This window comes from Bacillus suaedaesalsae, from assembly GCF_016890225.1.
GTDB classification, from domain to species: Bacteria; Bacillota; Bacilli; order Bacillales; family SA4; genus Bacillus_BS; species Bacillus_BS suaedaesalsae.
Genome location: NZ_JAFELM010000013.1, coordinates 1 through 26422 on the forward strand (window position 1 = coordinate 1; position 26422 = coordinate 26422).

The following is a 26422-nucleotide window of genomic DNA, read 5'->3' on the forward strand; positions in this document are numbered from 1 at the left end:
GCATGTATTAGGCACGCCGCCAGCGTTCGTCCTGAGCCAGGATCAAACTCTCCAATAAAGTGTTTGATTGCTCATTTACTTGCTGGCTATCTATTCAAATAGATAGTTTTAAAAATTTTTGCGTTGGTTAGAAACCAACACGCTTGACGTTTTGTTTAGTTTTCAAAGAACTCTTCATCGCTCAGAGGCGACTTTATTAATATAACATCTGAGGCTATTCAAGTCAACATCTTTTTCAACTTTTGTTTCAGTTGGCTTAGATGTTCTCAGCAGCGACGAAGAATAATATATCACGGATTGCAATAATGAGTCAACCCACTTTCACAAATAAGTTTAGTACTTAATGAACCGTATACTTTCTATGGTAGATCCCCTGTCCTTTTGTTTCTTCTAATGATGTGTGGATTAGTTTCTTTTCAATTAGATATTCTAAAAAAGCCTCAAAATCAATTCCATAATCCTCAAGTTCTGGGTGTGTCGTTAATTCTTGTATAGACCAAATTTCTTTTTCCTCCATTGTTTCTTTTAAGTGTATGGATCCAATTTTTATATTCTTATTAACTAAGAACTCACTTGCTAAGAATAATAATTCAAGTTTCTTATTTAATGATTCTTCACTTTCAACTAATTCATGATATAGAGTGAATACCTCTGGCTCAATTCTACGAACTTGGTTCCATACTGTAATCTCTGGGTGAAGTCCGTTATCAATAATTGATAGTCTTGCTAAATGATGTAACGCATGAACAATATGGTTATATGCATCTAAGTAATTTCCTAGTTCAAATAACTCCTTACCGTCTACATATCTTCTAATTAGTTTAGCAAACTCTAGACCAATCTTCTTTTTTCTGTGATTTAATGGAAAATCAGTTAACGTTTGTTTTAAATTCGTTAAGTATTCATTTCGTTCAAACATGATTTTACCGTTAATGATCCAATCAAAGATCCTTCTATTACTTCCTATCTCTAACCATTCATTCAGTTGTTTTGTATCAACAGTTTTCAAGGCTGCTTTTTTTCCTGATTGCAATTGATAATGCTTTAAACTGTGTGAGGATTCGTGTTCTTTGACAACAACAAATAAGATGACATCAAAATTATCGGTCGCTGGACTTTCGGGTTTGCGCTTCTCTAAAAGAATGATACCTAATGTGTTAGGGTGACTTGCTCTCTCTTGGTATATAGGGCGCAATATATGTTCCATTTTCCTCTCCTCCAATAAATGCTTGTGAGTTATTTTTCGACGTTAGAGAAGAAAAACCTTCTAAGTGATGATTATTATTTGTTTAAAATAGAGGCTCTGCCTGTATTATGATATAGTATTATCCAGGAGGGACAACCATGGCAAAAAAATATTCAAGTAAAATTAATAAAATCCGCACATTTGCATTGAGCCTTATTTTTATTGGCTTTGCAGTTATGTATATCGGGATCTTCTTTCGAACTAACGTCTGGTTAATCAGTATCTTTATGGTATTAGGTTTACTTTGTATTGTAGCTAGTACTGCTGTTTATTTTTGGATTGGGATGTTGTCGACAAGGACAGTCCAAGTTGTATGCCCAACATGTAATAAATCGACTAAGATACTTGGTCGAGTAGATATGTGCATGCATTGCAACGAACCTTTAACACTCGACCCCAACTTAGAAGGGAAAGAGTTTGACGAAAGTTATAATAAGAAAAAATAAAAAAGCTGACTCCTATAGTCAGCTTTTTCTATTAATTAATGACTTTGTTTTTTGTTGCATTCTGGACAAGTTCCGTAAAGTTCCATACGGTGATGTGATACTTTAAAACCAGTAACGTGTGAAGCTAATGCTTCAACCTCATCTAAGCCAGGATATAGGAAGTCAACGATTTTCCCACAATCTTCACAGATAACGTGGTAGTGGTCAGTTGTTACAAAATCAAATCTGCTTGATGCATCTCCATATGTTAGTTCTTTTACTAATCCCGCTTCACGGAAAACTCTTAAATTGTTATAAACTGTTGCAACACTCATGTTCGGGAACTTACCTTCGAGTGATTTGTATATATCATCAGCAGTCGGGTGCGTCATTGATTGGATTAAAAATTCTAAAATCGCATGACGTTGCGGAGTTATACGTACTCCAGATTCTTTTAACATTTCAAGAGCATCTTTCAATTGCATAGACACAGTCATGCACCTCACTTTTAACAAACATTATCACTTTATAATTGTTATAATTAGTGTACATGGAAAAACCGCTTTTTGTCAATCTTCTACCATTACTATATGCTTTATTGGACGAATTTAATACTTCTAAGCGTCTTGATGAAGTGTAGGTTCTGACATATTTAATTTATGATTTACATATCTTCCCGCAACAAATAAGAAATCTGATAAGCGATTTAAGTAAGATAGAACTAAAGGATTTACACTGTCCACTACAACCGCTTTTCGTTCTGCTCTTCTTACTACAGTTCTAGCTAGATGTAATGTGGCACCAGCTTTTGATCCACCAGGTAAAATAAAGTTTGTTAACTGCGGTAACGTTTGATCCCACTCGTCAATTAAATTTTCTAGCCAGTGAATATCCTCTTCTTCTAGTTTCCACTTCACTTCTTTTCCTATTGGAGTTGCAAGCTCTGCTCCTACATGGAATAACGTCGTCTGAATTTTATGAAATGCCGTTTCAATATCCTGTGCACCTGACACATCTTCCTTTATATAACTTAGCGCAAGTCCTAGGAGTGAGTTTGCCTCATCACATGTTCCGTACGCTTCGACTCTTGTGTCATTTTTTGATACACGATCTCCGTATACAAGAGATGTCGTACCTTTGTCTCCTGATTTCGTATATATCTTCATCTTAATACCCCCTATCAACATTCACTTGATTTATTAGTGTTTTTCCGCCCGACTTAAAGGTTCGTAAATTTTCTTCAAAAATTGCAAACGCTCGTGGTAAATAACGAGAGGTTATGCTAGAGATATGGGGAGTTACGGTCACATTATCCATTCCCCAAAAAGGATGATCTTTGGCAAGTGGTTCATTCTCAAATACATCTAAAATTGCATGACCAATTAACTTTTCGTTCAGCACTTCAAGCAGGACAGATTCTTGTATCACATCTCCTCTTCCGATATTGATAAAGATTGATGTTTCCTGCATTAATTGGAAGTGTCTTTTCGTTAGCAAATATTTTGTATCTTGTGTACTCGGTAAAATTGATACAACAAAATCAGCATGAGCTAAAAACTCTTCAAGTCTGTCCATTGTTCCTACTTCATCTACAAACTCTACTTCCTTGCCACTCGTATTTATTCCATATGTATTCATTCCAAACGCCTTACATAACTTCGCAATTTGTCCACCAATCGCCCCAACACCAATTATACAAACATTCTTCTGATAAAGCTCATTCATTGAAAGTCGCTTCCACTCATGACTTTTTTCTTGTTCAGTTACTTGCTGTAAATGTTTACTCACTTGGAGCATCATGCCCATTGTGTACTCTGCCATTGGAATTTTGTGAATACCCCTAACATTTGTCACCAGTATGTTTCGCTTCTTTATTTCTTGAAAAGGAAGTTTATCGACACCAGCTGACATCACCATGATCCATTTTAGCTTTTCGGCTATTTTGATCATCTCTGGTGTAATGTCGTCTCCATATGTCACAACAACATCCGCTTCCTTCAGCTCCCCTGTAGGCTCTACTGCGTTTGAGAAGAAGTGAAATGCCTCATTCTTAAATAAACTCATTAGATCATTTTGTTTCTTTTCATTCACACTTAAGGTTGTAACAATGTTCATTATACTCCCCCTTTCTTCTATATAAATCATCTTATAGAAATGAAGTTTTGAAAAGTCATAAATAGTACCTTTTCTAAAACATTGTTGCTATTCATCATATTCCGGGCATCTCTAATAAATCATTACAGGTGAAACTACCAACCACGACTTTGTCGAATAGATGATACCTTCATAGCTACATGTTCCAAGACTTGCTCCAAAAACAACCTAAATAAAAAAGGCGAGAGAAATCCTCTCGCACTCTACCGCTCTATTTTTTGATGATTGAGGGGGGTTCCCTATACTCTACATTATTCGCCTTCCCCTGTATTGGTATAGACATTGACCTATTTTTATAAGTTTTCTTTTATGAATTTCAATGCGTCTTCCACGTGGCCTTTTACCCTCACTTTAAGCCATTCCTTTGCAATGTGTCCTTCTTTATCAATAACAAAGGTAGAACGCTCGATTCCCATATATTCTTTACCGAAGTTTTTCTTTAGCTTCCAAACTCCGTAAGCTTCTGAGACTTGATGATCTTCATCTACTAACAGCTCGAATGGCAGGTCATATTTTTCAATAAATTTAATATGCTTATCCATCGGATCTGGACTGACTCCTAAAATGACAGTATCCAGCTCTTGAAACGATTGATGATTTTCTTTAAAATCACACGCTTCTGTCGTACAGCCTGGAGTCATATCTTTCGGGTAAAAATATAACACTACATTATATTTCCCTTTAAAGTCACTTAGTCTAATTGTTTTGCCACTCGTACCTTTTAGTTCAAAATCAGGCGCTATTGTCATCACTTATCCTCCCAATTCTTTTCTTATATTTTAGGATAAGGAAGTCCCGTCCATTGTGCAACTATGTTGATTGGTCGTAGTCTACATTTGGTTTATAATCAGCTCGGCGGTCGTAATCAATCATCGTTCTTACAACAAACGCTGCCGGAATAATATATCCAAGAAGTGCTTCAATAATAGCAAACAATCTCCCAATTCCAATTGGCGTAATATCACCATACCCAACCGATAGTAGCGTGAGCCCACTAAAGTATAGAGAAGTACCGAATATTTCTAGAAACCCATTCAACTCTGGCAAATCACCATTTATCATAATAACATTTCCTGACAATTCAAAAATTGTATATACAAGCGCAAAGCCAACTAAAACATTCACATATATCAATAACAAAAATAAAAGCTTATCTAACGATACATAGTTATTTCGATGTTCATTACGTTTAAAAAGCTGACTAAAGCTTTTATACAAAACAAATATGACCACAAGTAGTAATAATAGTTTGACCACAGAAACCACCTCATCCTAACATATGAAAAAGAAGGACGAGTCATGCAAGGTTTATACGTGGATATCCCGCTTCTTGAAAACGGTAAACGAGATCATAAGAAACACAGAAACATGCAATAGAATAATAAGGATTGAAAATGGTAAAGTCATACTATCGAACGCCTGGTTTCCATAGTAGTATTGCTGTAAATTTGTATTTGCAAAAAGAATATACTTTGCCAGTTCGATATCGTAATGCTCTAATAACGCAATCAATAAAGTAGATATATAGTACAAAAAGATTGTAATGGTAATTGAAAAAATTCCACTTTTCGTAAGAACTGAGAGCATGAATGCTATTAAACTCACAATACAAATCTCAATAAAAATGAATATATAATACCCAATCACTTCTTCAATTGTTGAAAATGAAGTTGTGATTCCATCAAGGAAAAATACTGCACTTGATATAAAAGAAAATAGGAACTGACAGGTTGCAAACAATCCAGTAAGGAAAATAATCGTTAGTAATTTAGATAATAAGATTTTCGAACGACTAAACGGACGTAATAGTAAAAACTTGATTGTTCCCTTTGTATATTCATTTGATAAAATATCTCCTGCATACACAATGCTAACTAATTGTACGAAGATGAGTAAACGCGAGCTTATGTTCATATATTCCCAAAACGTCATCTTGCCAGATATGCCGAAAACCTGTTTCACAAAAATGGCAAGCAGTATGTTAATTACAAGCATCGTTCCTAAAAATGCCCACACTCCAGGTCGTTTGAAAATTTTCATGAATTCATTGGATAACAAGTAGTAAAATGATTTCATTTCGATCTTCCTTTCAGCGTTTTCAGAAATCGATCTTCTAATGTATTCTCTGTTCTCTTGATTCCTACTACATCTATTTCATGTTTAATCAAACGTTTGTTTAGTTCTGAAACTCCCATTTCTGTTAGGTCAACTTGAAATCCTTCCTCATTTAAAACTAAATTGGGAAGCGCAAAACCTTCAATGATAGAAGTAACAGTTTTTATGTTCAATATTTTAAAAGTGTACGAACCGACATTAGACTCACTGTCACCTTCTTCTCGAAGATTGCTTTTTTCTATAATACTTCCATCTTGAATTACTACAATGCTGTCACAAATCAATTCAATTTCTGCTAACTGATGACTAGATATAATAACAGCTACTCCTTGTTCCTTTGCTAATTTTACAAGTAATTGCCTAAGTTCCATCATCCCTTCTGGATCTAATCCATTTGTTGGTTCATCTAGAAGTAAAATTGACGGATGATGAAGCATAGCCTGTGCTAGTCCTAATCGTTGCTTCATTCCAAGTGAGTATGTGCGAACTTTTGACTGCAAGTAATCTTCCATTCTTAAAAGCTTTGTTACTTCTTCAATTCGTTCATAGTTAATACTCTCAGACATTTGCAAGAAATGAACTAAGTTATCATAGCCTGATAAATAATCGTACAACTCCGGGTTTTCAATGATAGCTCCAATATGACGGATTGCTTTTTCAAATGATAGTTGAATGTCCTTACCTTCTACTTTAATTGTTCCAGCAGATGGCTTAAGTAACCCAACTAACATTTTCAATATCGTTGTTTTTCCTGAACCGTTGGGACCTAATAGCCCAAGAATTTCTCCTCTTTTTAAGTCAAACGAAACATTATGTATAATTGGTGTTTTCCCGATACTTTTTGAAACTTCCTGTACGTTGAGTACGATAGATTCCGTATACATGGCCATCCTCCCTTTTATTACATTTTTACATTAACTAGACGATTGTTCTACATCATTCGTTACATTTTCCACTAGTTTGTATCAGTTTGTTTTATAAATTGTGCATGATAAGATATTCATGTATGAAAGTGGTTGACTTAGGAGGTAAAGGAAATGAATCATACAAAATCAGAGCAATTACATAAAGAGGCAATAGAGCATATCGTTGGGGGCGTGAATAGTCCATCTCGTTCATACAAAGCGGTTGGCGGCGGTGCACCTGTCGTTATGGAACGTGCAAACGGCGCTTATTTTTGGGACGTTGACGGAAATAAATATATCGATTACTTAGCAGCATACGGTCCAATTATTACAGGTCATGCTCACCCCCATATTACAAATGCGATTAAGGAAGCTGCAGAGAACGGCGTTTTATATGGTACTCCTACTCCGCATGAAGTAAAGTTTGCAAAAATGTTGAAGGAAGCAATGCCCTATCTGGAGAAAGTTCGTTTTGTAAACTCTGGTACAGAGGCAGTAATGACAACAATTCGTGTAGCAAGAGCTTATACCGGGCGAGATAAGATCATTAAGTTTGCTGGCTGCTATCATGGTCATTCCGATCTTGTATTAGTAGCTGCTGGTTCTGGTCCTTCTACATTAGGCACTCCTGATTCTGCTGGTGTACCAAAAAGTATCGCTCAAGAAGTAATTACTGTTCCTTTTAATGATATCGAGCCATTTAAGGAAGCATTAGAAAAATGGGGCGACCAAATTGCTGCAGTATTAGTTGAACCGATTGTTGGTAACTTCGGAATTGTAGAGCCAAAGGAAGGGTTCCTTGAGCAAGTGAATGAATATGCTCATGCTGCTGGAGCACTTGTCATTTATGATGAAGTTATTACGGCGTTTCGCTTTATGTATGGAGGTGCCCAGGATTTACTAGATGTGCAGCCTGATTTAACTGCTCTCGGAAAAATTATCGGTGGTGGTTTACCGATTGGTGCATACGGCGGAAAAAAAGAAATTATGGAGCAGGTTGCACCGTTAGGACCGGCATACCAAGCAGGAACAATGGCAGGAAACCCAGCTTCTATTCTTTCTGGAATTGCCTGTTTAGAAGTGTTGAAGCAGGAAGGAGTTTATGAGCATTTAGATGAGCTTGGTGCAATACTTGAAGAAGGAATTTTAAAACATGCCAAAACTCACAATGTTCCAATTACGATTAACCGTCTAAAAGGTGCATTAACCATTTACTTCACAACCGAAAAGATTGAAAACTACGCTCAAGCAGAGGATACTGATGGTGAAATGTTCGCGAGATTTTTCAAACTAATGCTAGAGCAAGGAATCAATTTAGCCCCTTCTAAATATGAGGCCTGGTTCTTGACGACTGCCCATACAAAAGAAGATATCGAAGTTACACTACAAGCAGTTGAAAATGCGTTCAAACAATTATAACTGAATATTTATGCATCATTATACATTTTGACTAGTCTCACTTTTGGGACTAGTTTTTTTACACCCTTTTGAAAACGTTTACATTACTACCCTTTTCATCTTCCCCCCTCCTTTTCAGTAGTAATACATACACTAGTTTCATCCACAAAAATGAATAATAATTGAATTTTTCTAATAAGTTTGTTAATATGGATATATTCAGAATTTTTCGATTATCCCCTAGCATTTCCCTTATATATGTAAATCTCTTTCCTATAGATTTGCTTTCCACTAAACCAAGGAGGTGACGGCCGTCTGGCCAGCAAAATGAAAACAAAATGGAATCCTAGCTCCTTTAAGAATTATCACCTACATGAACATGATGCATGTGGAATTGTGTCTGTTATTGAGAAACAGAAAGTTCCTACAAAAGAAAATATTGAGTTATGTATTTCTGCATTAGTCAAAATGAATCACCGTGCCGGTTTCACAAATGGAGAAGGTGATGGCGTCGGTATTCATATTGATATACCAAAAGAGCTTTGGAAAGATAAGCTTTCTAAAAACGGTATAGATGCCGCAGTTGTGCATGACGAGCAATTTATTGTTGGTCATTTTTTTATGGATAAAAAAACTGACCAGCTTAAGGCAAAGGAAACAATACAGAAGTTGTTCAAAGATGCGAACCTATCATTATTGTTCCAAGCAGACAATGTTACAAACTCATATGCTCTAGGTCCAATTGCTTCAGCTCAAGAACCGTCTTTTTGGCAAGTGGCACTACTTCCAAATGAAAAAGTTGATAACTTAGAAAGACTATTATTTGAATTAACAATTAAAATTGAGGAAAACAATTTTCTTCATGTATCATCGTTAAGCAATCACCATGCTGTTTATAAAGTCATGGGTGCTGGTGATATTTTGCCAAAGTATTATCAAGACTTATCTAGTCCTCTTGTAGCATCCACTATGACGCTTGGACATAATCGTTATTCCACTAATACGTTATCAAACTTTTTCCGTGTTCAGCCTTTTAGTGTGCTTGGACATAATGGAGAAATTAATACGATAGCAAAGTTCCGTGATGAAGCAGAAATGATTGGAGTCCCTTTAACGAAGGATGGCAGTGACTCTCAAGATATTAATAGAATGATTGAAACGTTGCTTGCAAGACATGGGTTCACTCTATTTGAAGCACTAGATATTATCTTCCCTCCTATCATTAATGAGATCAAAGCGTATCCAGAGCATTTACAAGATTTATATACGTATGTTAGGGAGTCTTGGGGGCACTTTTCACAAGGACCTGCTGGAATTATTTCACGTTATAAAGATGAAGCTGTATTTAGCTTAGATTCGCTAGGGTTACGTCCATTATGGCAGCTTGAAACAACAGATTCTTACTTGTTCAGCTCTGAGCCTGGTATCGTGCCATCTTCTGAGTATACAAACGATCCAAAGCCATTAGCTCCTGGAGAAAAGGTCGGATTAAAATATATTGATGATGTGATCAAGCTGTACTCTTATGAGTCTTATCAAGAGGAAGTATATACACGAATTCGAGAAAAACTTGATTTCAAGAATTATAGAACTCGTTTAGAAACGCCTAATCTTGAAAAAAATATATCTGTGTCTACTATTTCAACAGTTCACAACACTCAATACTCCGCATTCGGCTGGGATCGCGAACATATTCAACTTATCGAACAAATGGCAGACAAAGGTGCAGAGCCAATTCGTTCACTTGGACACGATGCACCACTTGCAGCCATTGACACAGGTAGACGTAACTTAGCTGATTTCATTAAAGAGAGTGTCGCAGTTGTGACAAACCCAGCGATTGACCGTGACCGTGAAACAGAACACTTTTCTACAAGAACGATGTTAGGTAAGCGTCCTTCTCTCTTCAGTAAAGAAAGGCAGCAGTTGTTTGTGGAGCTGTCATCTCCTATTTTAGTAGAAGGTAATCACGGTTTTGCACTTAGTGAAAAGGTGCTACAACCTTCTTATGATCAAGTTGTTCATACTTTTCATAAAGAAGGCTTAACCTATTATCTTGATGTTACGTTTAAAAAAGATGAAACGGTGAAGGATGCTCTAACTAGACTTTCTATCGAGGCTCTTGAAGCTGTTCAGAGTGGAAAGACACTATTAGTGTTGGAGGATAGCAGCTCTCATCAGCATGAGAAGCTATGGCTCGACCCTCTTCTCGTTGTGTCTACAATTGATCAACATTTAATCGACAATCAAGTAAGACGAGATACCTCTATCTTGTTACGATCAGGGGCTATCCGTTCCTTGCATGATCTAATTTTATCGTTCGGATTAGGTGCAGATGCAATTAGCCCATATCTACTTTTTGCAACAGTTAGTGCAGAAGAGTTAGCACCAATACAGAATTTATTTGAATCATTAAATAAGGGACTTGAAAAGGTGATTTCTACTCTAGGTATTCATGAATTGCGTGGTTATGGTAGACTGTTCTCTTCTATCGGCTTAAACGAAGAAGTTGCAACAGCCTTAAGAATAGTGAACTTCCTGGGATCAGAATCCCTGAGCTTTAATTTTGACTATTTAAAACAGGATGCACTTGAGCGTTTAGAGGATTTTGCTAATGATAGTATACGACCTGGCAAGACGTTTCACATTTTCCCACGTGTGTGGAAAGCCATTGGAGATGTTGCAAAGACAGGATCTTATGATGAATATCGTAAGAAAATGAATGAACAAGAGGATGCGACTCCAATAACAATTAGGCATTTAACAAATTTTAAACAATCAGCTAAAACAATCAATCCAGATAAAGTTGATTTATCAGTCGGGGCTCATAGCCTCCCCTTCGTTATAAGTTCAATGTCATTTGGATCGCAAAACGAGATTGCATTCCGCGCTTATGCTGAAGCTGCTGAACGTTTGAACATGATCAGTTTGAATGGTGAAGGTGGAGAAATTAAGGATATGCTCGGGAAGTATCCGAATACACGTGGTCAACAAGTCGCCTCTGGTAGATTTGGTGTAAATGCAGAGCTTCTAAATTCTTCAAATTTATTAGAAATTAAAATTGGGCAAGGAGCGAAGCCTGGTGAAGGTGGTCACTTACCTGGATCGAAGGTGACGAAGAAAATCGCCGAAGCAAGAAACGCAACAATCGGGTCAGACTTAATTTCACCATCTAACAACCATGACATATACTCGATTGAAGATTTAGCACAAATGATTACTGAGCTAAAAACAGCAAACGATCAAGCAAAGGTTTCGGTTAAAGTTCCAGTTGTACCTAATATCGGGACAATTGCAGTCGGTATTGCAAAAGCTGGTGCAGATATTATTACGATAAGTGGTTTTGACGGTGGTACAGGTGCAGCTCGTATTCATGCCTTGCAGCATGTTGGTCTACCTGTCGAGATTGGGGTTAAAGCCGCTCATAATGCGTTACTTGAAGCAGGTATTCGAAATAACGTTGAAATTTGGGCAGACGGTGGGATTAAAAGTGCATCCGATGTTGTGAAGATTATGCTGTTAGGTGCAAACCGTATTGGCTTCGGAACACTTTCGATGATCGCGATTGGCTGTACGACTTGTCGTGGTTGTCACTTGGATACGTGTCATGTTGGAATCGCGACACAAATCGAATCTGAATCACAAGCAAAGGAACACGGTTTACGTCGTTTCGTTCCGAGACAATTAGATTTAGCAGTTCAAGGGTTAACAAATCTGTTTACAGCATTCGGAGCTGAGTTAAAAGAAATTTCCGCTTCCCTTGGATTCACTAATTTACAGGATATCGTCGGTCGATCTGATTTATTAGAACAGACTAAAGGACAAAATCAACTAAACTTAAATGAGCTATTAAAGGTACTTGAGGTTGATCAATTTACTCAGAAGGAAGTTACATTAAGTGCAAGAGAGTCACACCTTGCAGTCGCAGTTGGCGCAGAGTATCTAGACCATAATGTTAGTGAGTTAACACAATCACGGGAGTTCTCCTCTGTAACGTCCGAGCAGCGTGTGCTTGGTAGTCGTGTATCTTGTCACAGAGTTCGAGGACGTTTAGACGGGTCATATAAAAAGTTACCTAAAATCTCTCTCCATTATAAGGACGGCTCCATCCCCGGTAATGGACTCGGTGCTTATAATAGCGAAGGAATTGATATTCGTGTAGAAGGTGGATCTCAAGATGGCATTGGGAAGACATCATTCGGAGGAAATATCTATATCGTTAAAGCAAAAGGGAAAGACGGTAAATACTACAATGGTTCAGTGGGTAAAGGCTTCGGATATGGCGCTCAAAAGGGGCAATTATTCGTACAAGGAAGTGCGGATGCTCGTGCGGGAATCAGGCTATCTGGAGCAGATATGATAATTGGTGGCCGAGTTACAACTCCAGTGCGTGAGAAGGAATACGGGAATGTGGGAGTTCAGGCTAACATTAAAGGGTTTGCCTTTGAGTATATGACAAATGGTCGTGGACTTGTCCTCGGTGACCCAGGTCCTTGGATTTGCGCTGGGATGACAGGCGGTGCTGTTTACTTACGCCATGATCCAACTGTTGGCTTAACGAAAGAGAAGCTAACAAGTCGCTTAGCAAAAGGAGCAAAAGTAACAATTACCTCTTTATCTAAAAAAGGATTGGAAGATGTAGTTGATCTATTGACTTCTTATGTTCAAGTGCTTAAGGACCACGAGCAATGGGAAGAAGTGAGCTATATTGAAGGACTTCTGCAACATCCTGAGGAGCACTTCTTACAAGTAGTACCAGTGAAAGAACAGGCTGATCCTGCTGTTTCGACAGAGTGATTTTTTAAAGTGAATCTAGTCTTTGGGCTAGGTTCTCTTTTTTATTTAGTCACGCTCATAGGTAAGTTCTCATAGTGGATTTGGATTTTAGTTCGTTGATATATTAAAGAATACGTTGAAACCTATCTTCATTGGCCGGATTGGTTTGCTCTTCGCCGAATATTATATTAAACTCGTCGAAATATTTTTATTTTTCGCCGAATAACATTACGTTTTCGTCGAAATTGGATCTCCTGCGCCGAAAAGATTGGACAATCGTTGAATAATATCCTCCATCTAGCCTAGAACTTATTAATTTTTCAAGATTTCTCCATCTTAGTATTCTTAATACGCCCTTTTTCAGGTTTTGAATGCAATTGAGTCTTGCACTTTTTTCGATTGTTGTTAAGATATGGTTTATGAATAAGTCATTATTGATATGATGATAGTAGGGATTTGTAGGAAGGATGTAAAGACAACATGAAAATTGGTGCACGTATTTTAAAGACGGGAATAGCAATTGCTCTCTCTTTATATATTGCCACTTTATTAGAACTACCCTCCCCTGCCTTTGCAGGGATTGCAGCAGCCTTTGCTGTGCAACCATCAATTTATCGTTCTTACCAGACGTTAATTGAACAAATTCAAGCAAACATGATTGGGGCGGTTTTTGCCTTAGCGTTTGTGTTTTTATTTTCAAGTAATCCGCTAATCATTGGGTTTACGGTTATGCTTGTTATCGGAATTACTATTAAATTAAAATTCGAGAGCGCGATTCCCCTTGCTCTTGTTACGGTAATCGCGATTATGGAGACACCTAGTGATGAGTCGATTGAGTTTTCTCTTATTAGATTTGGATCGATCGTACTTGGAGTTTTATCTGCCTTTCTTGTAAACTTAATCTTCCTTCCACCAAAGTATGAAACGAAGCTTTATTATAAGATTGTGGATACGACGGAAGAAATCATTAAATGGATTCGTATAAACACGAGAAATGCAGCAGGACACATTGAATTAAAAGAAGAAATTGAAAAAATGAAAGACAATTTAACGAAGCTTGAGGATCTTTTCTCTTTTTACAAAGAAGAACATAATCGCTTCAGCAAAAAGAGTCAGCAGTTTGGAAAAACACGAAAGACTGTACTGTTTAGGCAAATGATTCTAACTACAAATCAGGCACATGATACATTAAGACGACTTCATCGTGTGGATAATGAAATTGGTTTAATGCCAGAAGACTTTCAAAATCTACTGCGTATGGAGCTAGATACCCTTTCTTCTGCACATGAACAACTTCTATTGCAATTTGTAGGAAAAATTAAGTCTCATATTCCCATTATGGAAGAGAAAGAGCATATGCAACAGTCGGTGCTTTTACATGAGTACTTGAAACTATACGAGATTCAAGACGAGCAATTGCAAATACATGTTGCTGAACTATTTCCTCTTGTGTCAATGGTACTCGAATATTACAGTCAGTTGGCTCATTTAGAAAAGCTGTTAGATAGCTTTCAAACTTATCATTCCGATAATGAAGTTAAAGTGGAAGAAAAAAGTGAAATATAGAGAAGGCCACAGTTCAAATGAACTGTGGCCTTATTTTTTAAACAATAAATACGAAGAATAAAATAGCCGCTAACACGATACGATAGATTGCGAAGGGTGTTAGTTTAATTTTTTCAATCAAATCTAGGAAGAACCTAATAGAAATTAACGATACAACGAATGCACTGACGAAACCAACTGCAAGGAATGGAATGGTTTCTAGTGAGAAGTGCTCCCAGTTATTGAGAAGTGATATTAAGCTTGCCCCTGCCATGATAGGTACTGCCATGATAAACGTGAAATCAGCAGCTGCACGGTGGCTTAGTCCTAATAATACGCCTCCAGACATCGTAGAACCAGAACGAGAAAACCCTGGCCATAATGCGATACATTGGAATAGACCAATGATAATGGCTTGCTTGTACGTAATTTGGTCAACTGTTTCAGCTTTATATTTTTTTGGTCCAAACTTATCAGCCGCAATCATTAACAATGCTCCTACGAATAAACCAAGGATAACTGTATTTGCCGTAAACAGATGTTCATCAATAAAATCATCAAACAACAATCCTAGTACCATCGCAGGCAATAAACCTACAATTACTTTCATTAAGCTAAGTTTTTCCTTATGTACGTTTCCCTCTGTTTTAGTAAACGGAATGAGGCTTAATAATCGTTTCCAAAATACGATTACAACAGCTAATATTGAACCTAGCTGAATGACAACTTTAAATGTATTGGCTACTTCCTTACCAACTAACTCTTTAGATTGAAGCCATAAATCATCCACAATAATCATATGTCCCGTTGATGATACAGGCGCGAACTCCGTTAATCCTTCAACGAGCCCTAATACAAATGCTACAAATAAAGTCCACAACATGTTTCATAACCTCTTACTTTCTTAAGTTTAAAAATAAAAGGGTGCATCATAACACTACACCCTTGCTACTTATATACAATTATTTGTTAGACTTTTTTACGTCTTCCTCGTCTTCAAGGATTCCTTTAGTTGCCTTTTTGAATTCCCTCAGCGTGTTACCCGCTGCTTTTCCTAGTTCCGGAAGCTTTTTCGGTCCGAATAGTAAAAGTGCCACGAATACGATTAACGCGATTTCACCAAATCCTAAGTTCATTTTATTCACCCTATACATTTTGGAATATGGTTCTTCATACTACTCTCCATTATAACAAGCTAGTCAAAAAATTCCACTCTAAATTTACCTTTTCCTGATGAGATGGTCAAAATCGTGAATCGCTACTCCATTATATGATGAGTTGTCACGATAATAGTCTTGTAGCTCGGAGATTGATTTCTCTAGTTCTTCATTATTTGTATCATAAAAAGTTGTATATCCAATATCACTCGGTAGTAAGTCAATGGCAATTCCAATTCGTCCTCCAACCTGTTTCGCATAAGTCATCTCGGTATTCGAAATATCAGTGATGCTATTTTCACCTTCAACCGTATTTCGATAGGACATGAGATTCACTCCATCGAAAGCGTCGATAAATAGCTCATACAGTGGCTTTTTGAAGGATTTCGGTTGTGCCTTTATTACTTCCTCGCTGTCTAGCCAAAAAGGAAGATCACAATTGATTGTAAGACCATTCTGTTTTGAGAGATTTATGTATGTTAAGGAGTTATTGTACCAATTCTCAAGCACCTTCGTTTTATTTACTTCCCACTGTTCTAGTAAATAGGGTTCAATGTCTAGATGCACTGCGTCAAACTTTTCTTCTTGCCTTACTTTTTCGTTATAGTCAATGACACTTTGAACAAAGTTTACACCTTCTTGTTCATGCTCCTCTAGCCCCCAAACTCTTTCGCCACCTAAAGCCTCTACTTTTATTTTTTCAGTGTGTGCTAGAGTAATGAACTGTTTGTACATGTTTTGATCTAGATCTTTTGTGTAGAATATGTATACTGTATCCATTTGATTTTCTTTCAGTTGGTTTACGATCGCCTCTTGCCGATTCTCTAAGACACGTACATCCCATATCCATGTGCTTCTCGCCATATTTCCCCCTAGTAAGTTGCATCCTGTAGTTAGAAACAAAGCAAAGATGATTAGAAATTGTTTTTTCATTGTATTTTTTCCTTTTTCACCTAGTATTTGTTGTTGTTTCGCTTAGTATTCGGCATATTTTCAGAATATTACGCTACTATGGAATAAACTGGATATGAAGGTAAACAATGAGCGAACAATATTTACAAATTAGAGGTTCTCCTCAGGCTTTTGATGAATTGCTAATGAAGTACATCCCTCATGCGACATTAGAGGTTTTACACAATTGCGGACATTGGACAGTCGTGGAATAGCCGGAAGAAGTGAGCGCAGCAATTCGAAATTTTGTCTAGAATAATAGAAAGACTTGGCTAGCATCATCTCCTTGGACGGAGGTGATAGCTTAGTCTTTTTTATGCGTTCGGAACTTTGGATATAATTCTGATTCGCTAAGAAAAGACCTATTCGTGTAGAATGGGTCTTTGTTTCTTCTATTCTTTCATTTTTGGGTCGAGCGCATCCCTTAAGCCATCTCCCATTAGGTTAAAGCCTAATACGGTAAGCATGATTGCAAGTCCTGGGAAGATCATGGTCCACGGAGCCTGTGTAATATATTTTCTTGAATCCGATAACATTTTACCCCACTCTGGTAGAGGAGCTTCAGCACCTAACCCAAGGAAACCTAATGCCGCACATTCAATTATTGCTGCTGCAATGGCTAACGTTCCTTGAACAATGATTGGCGACATACTATTTGGAAGAATATGCTGAAATAAAATTCTTGCATCCTTCATTCCAATTGCCTTAGCTGCAGTCACATACTCCTCTTGTTTGACACTTAACACTTTGGATCTAATTAAACGTCCGAAGTTTGGAATATTGATAATTGCAATGGCAATAAGAGCATTTCGTAATGATGGACCTAGAACTGCTACTACTGCAATAGCAAGTAAAATGCTTGGAAAGGCGAGCATGATATCAAAGATTCTGGATATAATTACGTCAACCCATCTTCCATAATAACCTGCTACAACACCAAGTAGGCAGCCAACAACGACAGATCCTAGTACTGCAAAAAAGCCAACTGTAAGTGAGATTCGTGCGCCATAAATAATACGACTCAGTATATCTCTTCCGAAGTCATCCGTACCTAACCAATGTTCACTAGAAGGAGCTTGTAGTCTTTCTCCGAGTTTTTGTTCATTAATACCCTCAGGAGCAATAATGGGTGCAGCAAGAGCCATAGCGATAAACAATAGAATGATAACCATCCCAACGACAGCTAGCTTATTTTTAAGAAAGCTTCTCCATGCTTCTTTCCACGGGGAGACTACTTCATCTTTTTGTTCAATTTGTACATTGACATCATTTCTTACTAATTCAGCCACTTGTTGTCCCTCCTTTACGAGTATTTAATACGTGGATCGACTAGTGCGTATAGTAAATCTACTACTAAATTTATTAAGACGAAGATTGTTGCAATTATTAAAATGCCAGATTGGATTACCGGGTAATCACGGAAGCCGATTGCTTCATATATGTAACGTCCAATCCCCGGCCAACTAAATATCGTTTCTGTCAAGATTGCACCACCAAGCAATAAGCCTGTTTGAAGTCCAATTACAGTAAGTACAGGGATAATCGCATTTTTTAGTGAGTGCTTATAAACTACCCAAAACATTTTCATTCCTTTTGCTCTTGCTGTACGAATGTAATCAGAACGCATAACCTCAAGCATACTTGATCTCGTAATACGTGCAATAATCGCCATTGGAATTGTCGCTAACGCTAAACTCGGCATAACTAGATGTTTTAATACTGTTACTAAATTTTCCATATCCCCATGAATAATCGTATCTATGATAAATAAATGGGTAACTGGATCTACTGGGTTCATGACGGATTCTCGTCCAGAAGTTGGAAGCCACCCTAAATTAAGAGCAAATATCCATTGTTCCATTAATCCAAGCCAGAAGATTGGCACAGAGACACCTACTAGCGCAAGTACCATAGCAGCGTAGTCAAACCATGAGTTTTGGAACCATGCACTTACAATTCCTGCATTTACACCAATTACAATGGCTATTATCATCGCGGCTAAAGATAGCTCTATCGTTGCAGCTAAATATGGCCAAATTTCTTCAGTAATAGGTACTTTTGTACGTAGTGATTCACCTAAATCTCCTCTTAGCAAATCTGTTAGGTAATTAAAATATTGGATATGCCACGGTTTGTCTAAGCCAAGTTCTTTCGTTAAACTCTCAATTGCATCAGCTGTTGCAAGTTGCCCTAGAATTACTTGTGCAGGATTTCCTGGAATCGCTCGAATCATAAAAAAAATGATTAGCGTCATGCCTAGTAATACAGGAACTAATTGTACTAATCTTCTTATTGTATAAGAGAACATATGAGAGTCACCTCTTTCTAGATTATTTAATGGATAGTTTGTTATAAGTAGAGAAAGGGGAGTTTAGTAACTCCCCTTTCCGAGACTGAGGCTTATTTAAATTCAACAGAATCTAACTTATCAGAACCTGTTGGATGCGCATAGAATCCAGTTATTTCAGCAACTCCTCCAAGTAAAGGAGTGGAGTGTACTAGAGGTATCCATGGAGCATCCTCTTTAATTAATTCTTGTGCCTGCTTATATAAATCATTACGTGCTGCTTCATCTGTAGTCGATTGTGCTTCTGCTAATATTTTATTAACTTCAGCATTATCGTAACGAGCGTAGTTATTGCTATCAATATTAGATCCGCCTAACAACACATTTAGGAAGTTATCAGCATCACCATTGTCACCAGTCCAACCTAGTAAAAATGCATCCGCTTCTCCTAAACGAGCCTTATCTAAGTAAGTAGCCCACTCATATGTTACGATTTTAGCTTTTACACCAATTTGTTCAAAGCTTGCTTGAATTACTTCAGCAACCTTTTGTCCATCTGGCATATATGGACGAGGAACAGGCATAGCCCATAGTTCCATTTCAAATCCATCTGCATAACCCGCTTCAGCAAGTAATGCTTTAGCCTTCTCTAGATCATAAGGGTAATCTTCGATAGCATCGTTGTAGCCACCTATTGAATCTGGCATTGGGTTAATTGCAGGAACTGCTTGACCTGCATAAAACGCATCAATAATACCTTGCTTATCTACTGCATGGTTAAGTGCTTGACGTACTTTCTTATCCTTTAATGGACCTCTTGTATTTGTTAATCCTAAGTATCCTACGTTCATTGACGGACGATTGAATGCCTGTAGGTTACCACTAGACTCAAGCTGACCTACATCAGAATTGTTTAAACCATCAGCTAAATGAATTTCACCACTAAGTAACGCATTTAAACGAGCCGTATTATCCGGAATTGAAACGAAGATAACTTTATTTAATTTCGGATAACCTTCTTTCCAATAGTTAGGATTCTTTTCAATAACTACACGTTCATTTCTCTTCCACTCAACAAATACGAATGGACCTGTTCCAACAGGATTTTCAGTGAATTTATCACCATGCTTCTCCACAGCTGTTGGACTCGCGATACCAAATGGAGACATCGCTAAGTTCTTTAAGAAAGGAGCAACAGGCTTTGTTAATGTAATTTCAACTGTTGTAGGATCCACTGCCTTTACTTCTTTGATTACATGCGCCTCATCACCAGCGAATCCACCGAACATAGATCCATAGTAATAAAATGCTTCCTTATCACCATTAGCCCAACGGTCAAAGTTGAATTTAACCGCTTCTGCGTTAAAATCTGTTCCATCATGGAACTTTACACCTTCACGAAGCTTGAATGTGTATACTAACCCATCTGGAGAAACCGTCCACTCTGTTGCTAGAGCCGGTTCAATCTCAGTGTCTTGTTGACCATAATCTACTAATGTATCAAAAACGTTTTTAGTAACTTTAAAGCTCTCTCCGTCTGTTACAGTAATTGGATCTAGACCTACAGAATCTCCTCCACGACCAAATACTAGTGTGTCGCTTTTAGTTCCTGTATCTCCATCTGTCTTGCCGTCATCTGTATTTTCTGTTTTATCCGGTTCTTTTTCTCCCGTTGATTCCTCTCCACCGCCGCATGCTGCTAGACCAAGCACTAGCATGAATGCCATTAGCAATGTTAACCAAAGTTTTTTGCTCATTGTTATAGTTCCCCCCATCTTTGTTCAACTGGCAATTGAACGAATAGTTTAATCTTATACAAATGTCACATATCATTTTTAGTTAAATAAATGACATGCAACAAAGTGCCCTTCTTCAACTTCCTTTAACTCAGGTCTTGTTTGTTTACAAATGTCCATACATGCATGACACCTTGTGTGGAAAGCACACCCCTTTGGAGGGTTTGATGGACTTGGAATTTCTCCTTCTAGCAGCGCTGCTTCCTTCCTCATTTCCGGATCAGGAACTGGTACTGCCGATAAGAGAACCTCTGTATATGGATGTAAAGGCTTGGCGTACAACTTTTCACTAGTCGTAAGTTCTACGATTCTACCTAAATACATAACACCAACGCGATCACTTATATGTCTTACCACCCCTAAATCATGGGCGATAAAAATATAAGTTAAGCCAAATTCATTTTGCAGGTCTTCTAATAGATTTAGAACTTGGGATTGTATTGAAACATCCAGCGCTGATACTGGTTCGTCTGCAATGATAAGCTTCGGCTTTGTCATTAACGCTCTTGCGATTCCAATACGTTGTCTCTGACCACCACTAAATTGATGCGGGTATCTTTTTGCATGATAACTACTAAGTCCAACAACCTCTAAAATTTCTTGTACTCTCTTTTTTCGTTCAGTCTTGTTTCCAATGCCGTGGACAATTAATGGCTCTTCTAGTATTTTCTCTACTGTATGTCTCGGGTTTAAAGACGCATAAGGGTCTTGGAACACCATCTGCATTTCACGGCGCAGGCGTCTTAGTTCTTCTTTTGAAAGACTTGTAATCTCTTTGTTTTCAAAAAGAACGGACCCTTCTGAAGGATCTAGTAATCTTAAAAGTAGTCTTCCAGTAGTAGATTTACCGCAGCCACTCTCACCTACTAATCCAAGCGTTTCGCCCTTTTTCACATCGAAGGTTAGTCCATCTACGGCTTTTACATCGCCAACCTTCTTACCTAAAACTCCACCGGTTATCGGAAAGTGTTTTTTCAGATCACGAACTTGTAACAATGTTTCTGTCATCTACAGACCCCTCCTTTTCATCATGAAGGAAGCATCTAACTGAATGTCCCTTCTCTTTTAGCGTATAAAGTTCAGGGTCTTCTATTCGGCACCTATCAAATGCATGCTCACATCTTGCAGCAAAACGACATCCATGCTTGATTGATCCTGGTCTAGGTACATTCCCTGGGATTGAGTACAGACGCTGCTTCTTTTCACGAATATCTGGAACAGATTTAATGAGTCCCATTGTGTATGGATGCTTCGGATTTTTAAATATTGTTTTAATGTCTGCTTCTTCAACAATTTTCCCGGAATACATAACAATGACACGATCACAAACTTCCGCCACAACACCTAAATCATGGGTAATTAGCATAATCGACGTTCCTGTTTTATTATTTAAGTCTTTCATTAAATGTAAAATTTGGGCTTGTATCGTTACATCTAACGCAGTTGTTGGTTCATCAGCTATTAATAGCTGTGGATTACATGCCATTGCCATCGCGATCATTACACGCTGCCTCATCCCCCCCGACAGTTGATGTGGATAGTTAACCATTAGCTCTTCAGCCCTAGGTAACCCAACAAGCTTTAACATCTCAACAGCACGTTCTTTTAAAGCTCTTTTATTCATTTTTTGATGAAGCTTAATTGCTTCTGTTAGCTGATCACCAATTGTGAAAAGTGGATTTAGAGACGTCATTGGCTCTTGGAAAATCATCGCAATATCGTTTCCCCTAATCTGACACATTCGCTTCTCAGACGCAGTTCGCAAATTTTCACCTTTAAATAAAATCTCACCATCTACCACTTTTCCTGGTGGCTTTGGCACAAGTCCCATGATGGATAATGAAGTAACTGATTTTCCACAACCAGATTCTCCAACTATTCCAACAATCTCTCCTTTTTCTATGTAAAGATCGATTCCGTCTACGGCAGGAATTTCTCCTGCATCTGTTATAAAGGAGGTTCGCAATCCTGTTATCTCTAAGACTGGTTCATGCTTCATTACATCACCCCTACCCATCTGTTACCATATTATATTGATGATTTCTTGATGCTAGTACTTGTTCATTTAGATAGATAAAAAACTTAAATATTCCATCTATTACCTTTATATTTTGGATGTTTCTTATTATTACAATAGGATGACAAAAATGCTGTCGAAATTTGCTGTTATTTTTATAAATATTTCGACAATTTAGAATATAAAAAAAGATAGGAGCCTAAGCCCCTACCTTACATTTTTTCGTATGAATATCACAATTAATGATTCAATTGTTGTATCGAAAACAACTCATAATAAGCACCTTGCCTATTCATCAGTTCCTCATGTGTACCAATTTCTTTTATTTCTCCATGATCTAATACGACAATTTTGTCGGCATGTGTAATGGTTGATAATCGATGAGCAACGATGCAGGTTGTTCTGTTTTCTGCTAAGCGAGTTAATGATTCCTGAATCAAGTGCTCGCTTTCTAAGTCTAGTGCAGATGTAGCTTCATCAAAAATTAAGATTGGTGGATTTTTCAAAAATACTCGAGCAATCGAGATTCTTTGTTTTTGTCCTCCCGATAGCTTTACTCCGCGCTCCCCTACCTTTGTATCATATCCGTCAGGTAGCTCCATAATGAAATCATGAGCATTTGCCGCTTTCGCAGCTTCAATTATTTCATCTTCTGTTGCATCAGGTTTCCCCATTGAAATGTTAAATTTCACGGAGTCGCTAAAAAGGATAGAGTCTTGCATGACAATTCCAAGTTGATTACGCCATGATCTTACTTTGTATTTTCGAATATCTTCACCATCAATTAATATTCTCCCCTCTGTTACGTCATAAAAACGAGGAATTAAACTAACAAGTGTAGACTTTCCTCCACCACTCATTCCTACGAAGGCAACCGTTTCTCCTTTATTCACAGTTAAACTGACATCCTTCAAAACAGGCGTTTCGTCATCTGAATAATGAAAGGTTACGTGATCGAATTTAAGGCTTCCTTCTATGTTTTTCACATCTTTTGACGAAGAAGTATCCTCTATGTCATATTTCTCATCAATAAATTCAAACATTCGGTCCATTGACGCAATCGCCTGAGTCAGTGTTGTTGAAGAGTTAATTAGACGACGCAATGGACTGTACAAGCGATCCATATATGCGATAAAGGCAACCATTGTTCCCACCTTAATATCACCCGTGATAACTTGATAACCTGCATATCCAATGACAAGCAGTGGAGCTACATCAGTAATTGTATTAACAACTGCAAAAGTTTTCGCATTCCATTTCGTATGTTCAAGCGCTTTTGTTAAGAACGTCTCGTTTTCTCTGTTAAATTCTTTTTGCTCATGCTCTTCTAGTGCAAAGCCTTGGATGATTGGCATACCTTGTACACGTTCATGCAAATGTCCTTGTACGTTAGCGAGCGCTTGTGAACGCACTCGTGTTAAATGCCTGAGGCGGCCATAGAAGTACTTGATTGAAAAACCATAGAACGGGAAAAGCAAGATTGAGACGATTGTTAACGAAATATCCATCGAAAACATAATGCTAACTGCAATAATAATCGTGATAGCATCTAACCATACATTCATCAGACCTGTAATAACAAAGTTTTTTGTTTGCTCAACATCATTGATGACACGTGAAATAACTTCACCTACACGTGTGTTAGCATAATAGCGAAAGCTTAGCCTTTGTAGATGATCAAACAATTGATCACGAATATCGTATAATATTTTACTTCCTACCCATTGTGCATAATATTGTCGGTAATATTCAATGGGTGGTCTAACAACAAGGAACAAAAAGAAGATACCCGCTAATATATAGAATAATTGTGATTTCTTTTCTTCAACCGAAAGAGTTTCTCCGTTAATAATGTCATCAATTACATATTGTAGTAAAAGTGGAATTAATAACGGAATTGTAAATTTAACAATTCCAACGAGAATGGTTATAATGATAAGCCACCTGTAGGGCCTAACAAACTTAAGATAACGCTTAATACTATCCATTTCACACCTACATTTCTAAGCTGAGTGAAGCTATCTTTTAGAATATTTAATTTATGTTTCATTAACGGCTGTTTTTCGCATACTTTGTTGCTATTTTTACAAAAAAAGAATTTATATTAGGTCAGTTGATTTCCGCTCCAGGCACTCGCTTTCCGCGGGGAGGGACTTGAGCCTCCTCGGCTTCGCCTGCGGGGTCTCACGATTCCCTCTATCTCCCGCAGGAGTCGAGTGCCTTCCGCTCCAATCAACTCAATGTTTTAACAAAGTTATCCAAATAGCTACAATCTTTACGAAAAGAGCCTTAGTAAAAAAAACCTGTTGAGCCTCTGTTCAACAGGTTTACGTACGATACAACAAATATTGTTCATACCAATTATCAATAAACTCAGGTGAAAACGGTCCTTTACGGCTATGTATCCAAAAAATAAGTTGATCTAGGTTGCGTCTTAATATTTGATCAATCACATCTGGATAATTCATCATTTGCTTATGACGTTCGTACTCATCTTCATCTAATAAAATATACGTCATATCAGGAAATACTTTTACGTCTAAATCGTAGTCGATGTATTTCAATGCTTCATTATCCCATATAAAAGGAGAGCTAATGTTACAATAATAGTAAATACCGTCTTCTCTTAGCATCCCAATAATATTAAACCAGTTATGGGCATCAAAGTAACAGATCGCTGGTTCTCTCGTGATCCACGTTCTCCCGTCTGATTCTGTTACGGTTGTGCGATCATTTCCGATAATAACCACACTTTGTGTTCCTTTTAATACAATTGATTCCTCCCACACTCTATGTATGTTTCCGTTGTGTTTGTAGCTATGAATTTGAATCCTTTCTCCAGCCATGGGAAAGCCCATCCTTACTCCCTTCTTTCATTTCCGCTCAGGTAAAGAAATAGTTACCTATTATCTCGATCTGTATATATGCTTTTTTCTTTTAACTTGTCCATTTATTTTTACTTCTTACTATTATAACGGTTATTACTAGAATTTAAAACAAAAGAGCCACTAAATTTAGTGACTCTATCATTTCTTATATATTTTCACAGCTAAAATTGTAAAATTTGGAGAATGTACTTGTATTTACAAATGTGCTCGCCACGTTGCTATTGGTTGATTATGTATCTTAGCTTTCTTCTAGTCCTTATTTATATTACAGTTGTTAAGGACTTTTCTTGTTTATGTTTGTAGGATGAGATTACTTCTTCTGTTTGAATCTCAAACATTGTATGTATTTCTTTGAGCTCAGCTTTCATTTTTTGAATTTCTTCTTTAACTGATTGAAGCTCTGTATTATTTTGTATTTCTATTAGTTCCATTTCTACTTGCTGACAACGTTCAATCTCTGATTGCAAGAATAAAAGCTTATCCATTGTTTTTAGCTGTTCCCGAACTAGTTCGTCAAAGCGAGACATTACTCTTCAGCTCCTTGTTATGTTCTATATATAAACTTTCTATCTGCATTTCAAATTTCCTTTAGCTAACTATGTAGACTCATGAGAAGTTTTGTCGTCTTTCTTCATCGTAAAAAAATACACATAGTTCTTAGACACACGTGGCTATCTTAGTCTTCTCTAATGCATTCAAAATTATGGATATAATTTTTTTAATTCAAAAAAAGACACTCCCTATCGCAATGATAAGGAGTGC

General features: G+C 37.4%; 24 protein-coding genes. 5 read left to right on the forward strand and 19 right to left on the reverse strand.

The features are described 5' to 3' along the window. Positions 1–340 precede the first annotated feature (340 nt). Positions 341–1207 (reverse strand): nucleotidyltransferase-like protein, encoded by an 867-nt coding sequence (locus JR050_RS01895; RefSeq protein WP_204201826.1) that lies wholly within the window; start codon positions 1205–1207, stop codon positions 341–343. A 137-nt stretch (positions 1208–1344) separates the two neighbouring features. Here JR050_RS01895 and JR050_RS01900 point away from each other — a divergent pair, with 137 nt between their 5' ends. Further along, positions 1345–1692: a YgzB family protein gene (locus tag JR050_RS01900; RefSeq protein ID WP_204201827.1), complete on the forward strand. Its 348-nt coding sequence runs from the start codon at positions 1345–1347 to the stop codon at positions 1690–1692. 35 nt (positions 1693–1727) lie between these two features. On the opposite strand, the gene perR is transcribed toward JR050_RS01900, so the two are convergent. The 7 genes from perR to JR050_RS01935 all read right to left on the reverse strand — a co-directional run bounded on the left by perR (position 1728) and on the right by JR050_RS01935 (position 6824). Further along, positions 1728–2156 (reverse strand): peroxide-responsive transcriptional repressor PerR, encoded by a 429-nt coding sequence (gene perR, locus JR050_RS01905; protein ID WP_283244042.1) that lies wholly within the window; start codon positions 2154–2156, stop codon positions 1728–1730. Positions 2157–2288: 132 nt separating this feature from the next. After that, complete coding sequence (locus JR050_RS01910; RefSeq protein ID WP_204201829.1) at positions 2289–2837, reverse strand: cob(I)yrinic acid a,c-diamide adenosyltransferase; 549 nt, start codon at positions 2835–2837, stop codon at positions 2289–2291. Position 2838: 1 nt separating this feature from the next. After that, positions 2839–3786 carry a D-2-hydroxyacid dehydrogenase gene (locus JR050_RS01915; protein ID WP_204201830.1) on the reverse strand — a complete coding sequence of 316 codons (948 nt, stop codon included), beginning with the start codon at positions 3784–3786 and terminating at the stop codon, positions 2839–2841. A 332-nt stretch (positions 3787–4118) separates the two neighbouring features. Beyond that, positions 4119–4574, reverse strand: a complete 456-nt coding sequence (gene bcp, locus JR050_RS01920) for a thioredoxin-dependent thiol peroxidase (RefSeq protein ID WP_204201831.1) — start codon at positions 4572–4574, stop codon at positions 4119–4121. Positions 4575–4635: 61 nt separating this feature from the next. Then, positions 4636–5082 (reverse strand): two pore domain potassium channel family protein, encoded by a 447-nt coding sequence (locus JR050_RS20650; RefSeq protein WP_204201832.1) that lies wholly within the window; start codon positions 5080–5082, stop codon positions 4636–4638. A gap of 51 nt (positions 5083–5133) precedes the next feature. Continuing rightward, positions 5134–5901, reverse strand: a complete 768-nt coding sequence (locus JR050_RS01930) for an ABC transporter permease (RefSeq protein WP_204201833.1) — start codon at positions 5899–5901, stop codon at positions 5134–5136. Next, complete coding sequence (locus JR050_RS01935; protein WP_204201834.1) at positions 5898–6824, reverse strand: ABC transporter ATP-binding protein; 927 nt, start codon at positions 6822–6824, stop codon at positions 5898–5900. The genes JR050_RS01930 and JR050_RS01935 overlap by 4 nt, the downstream gene beginning before the upstream one ends. 153 nt (positions 6825–6977) lie before the next feature. On the opposite strand from JR050_RS01935, the gene JR050_RS01940 reads away from it, so the two are divergent. The 3 genes from JR050_RS01940 to JR050_RS01950 all read left to right on the forward strand — a co-directional run bounded on the left by JR050_RS01940 (position 6978) and on the right by JR050_RS01950 (position 14585). Continuing rightward, positions 6978–8264, forward strand: coding sequence for a glutamate-1-semialdehyde 2,1-aminomutase (locus JR050_RS01940; RefSeq protein ID WP_204201835.1), 1287 nt, complete (start codon positions 6978–6980; stop codon positions 8262–8264). 306 nt (positions 8265–8570) lie between these two features. Further along, positions 8571–13040: a glutamate synthase-related protein gene (locus tag JR050_RS01945; RefSeq protein WP_204201836.1), complete on the forward strand. Its 4470-nt coding sequence runs from the start codon at positions 8571–8573 to the stop codon at positions 13038–13040. Positions 13041–13499: 459 nt separating this feature from the next. Continuing rightward, positions 13500–14585, forward strand: a complete 1086-nt coding sequence (locus tag JR050_RS01950) for an FUSC family protein (protein ID WP_204201837.1) — start codon at positions 13500–13502, stop codon at positions 14583–14585. Positions 14586–14622: 37 nt separating this feature from the next. Here the strand turns inward: JR050_RS01950 and JR050_RS01955 are convergent, their stop codons facing one another. The 3 genes from JR050_RS01955 to JR050_RS01965 form a co-directional block, all read right to left on the reverse strand. Next, positions 14623–15447, reverse strand: a complete 825-nt coding sequence (locus JR050_RS01955) for an undecaprenyl-diphosphate phosphatase (protein ID WP_204201838.1) — start codon at positions 15445–15447, stop codon at positions 14623–14625. A gap of 79 nt (positions 15448–15526) precedes the next feature. Beyond that, complete coding sequence (locus tag JR050_RS01960; RefSeq protein WP_204201839.1) at positions 15527–15700, reverse strand: twin-arginine translocase TatA/TatE family subunit; 174 nt, start codon at positions 15698–15700, stop codon at positions 15527–15529. Between the two features lie 84 nt (positions 15701–15784). Then, on the reverse strand, positions 15785–16585 hold the full coding sequence (locus JR050_RS01965; RefSeq protein WP_204201840.1) for a hypothetical protein: 801 nt from the start codon (positions 16583–16585) through the stop codon (positions 15785–15787). A 176-nt stretch (positions 16586–16761) separates the two neighbouring features. On the opposite strand from JR050_RS01965, the gene JR050_RS20450 reads away from it, so the two are divergent. After that, positions 16762–16887: a hypothetical protein gene (locus JR050_RS20450; RefSeq protein ID WP_283244039.1), complete on the forward strand. Its 126-nt coding sequence runs from the start codon at positions 16762–16764 to the stop codon at positions 16885–16887. Positions 16888–17064: 177 nt separating this feature from the next. Here JR050_RS20450 and nikC read toward each other — a convergent pair whose 3' ends face one another. From nikC to JR050_RS02005, 8 genes are all read right to left on the reverse strand, one after another. Next, positions 17065–17961 (reverse strand): nickel transporter permease, encoded by an 897-nt coding sequence (nikC, locus tag JR050_RS01970; RefSeq protein WP_204201841.1) that lies wholly within the window; start codon positions 17959–17961, stop codon positions 17065–17067. Between the two features lie 14 nt (positions 17962–17975). Beyond that, positions 17976–18980, reverse strand: coding sequence for an ABC transporter permease (locus JR050_RS01975; RefSeq protein ID WP_204201842.1), 1005 nt, complete (start codon positions 18978–18980; stop codon positions 17976–17978). 92 nt (positions 18981–19072) lie between these two features. Then, positions 19073–20716: an ABC transporter substrate-binding protein gene (locus JR050_RS01980; RefSeq protein ID WP_204201843.1), complete on the reverse strand. Its 1644-nt coding sequence runs from the start codon at positions 20714–20716 to the stop codon at positions 19073–19075. A gap of 78 nt (positions 20717–20794) precedes the next feature. Then, positions 20795–21763, reverse strand: coding sequence for an ABC transporter ATP-binding protein (locus JR050_RS01985; protein WP_204201844.1), 969 nt, complete (start codon positions 21761–21763; stop codon positions 20795–20797). Then, positions 21735–22754 carry an ABC transporter ATP-binding protein gene (locus JR050_RS01990; RefSeq protein ID WP_204201845.1) on the reverse strand — a complete coding sequence of 340 codons (1020 nt, stop codon included), beginning with the start codon at positions 22752–22754 and terminating at the stop codon, positions 21735–21737. The genes JR050_RS01985 and JR050_RS01990 overlap by 29 nt, the downstream gene beginning before the upstream one ends. Positions 22755–23011: 257 nt before the next feature. Beyond that, positions 23012–24760, reverse strand: a complete 1749-nt coding sequence (locus JR050_RS01995) for an ABC transporter ATP-binding protein (protein ID WP_204201846.1) — start codon at positions 24758–24760, stop codon at positions 23012–23014. Between the two features lie 339 nt (positions 24761–25099). Further along, positions 25100–25630, reverse strand: a complete 531-nt coding sequence (ntdP, locus tag JR050_RS02000; protein ID WP_204201847.1) for a nucleoside tri-diphosphate phosphatase — start codon at positions 25628–25630, stop codon at positions 25100–25102. A gap of 290 nt (positions 25631–25920) precedes the next feature. Further along, entirely contained in the window at positions 25921–26187 is a 267-nt protein-coding gene (locus tag JR050_RS02005) for a YgaB family protein (RefSeq protein ID WP_204201848.1), read from the reverse strand. Positions 26188–26422: the final 235 nt, after the last annotated feature.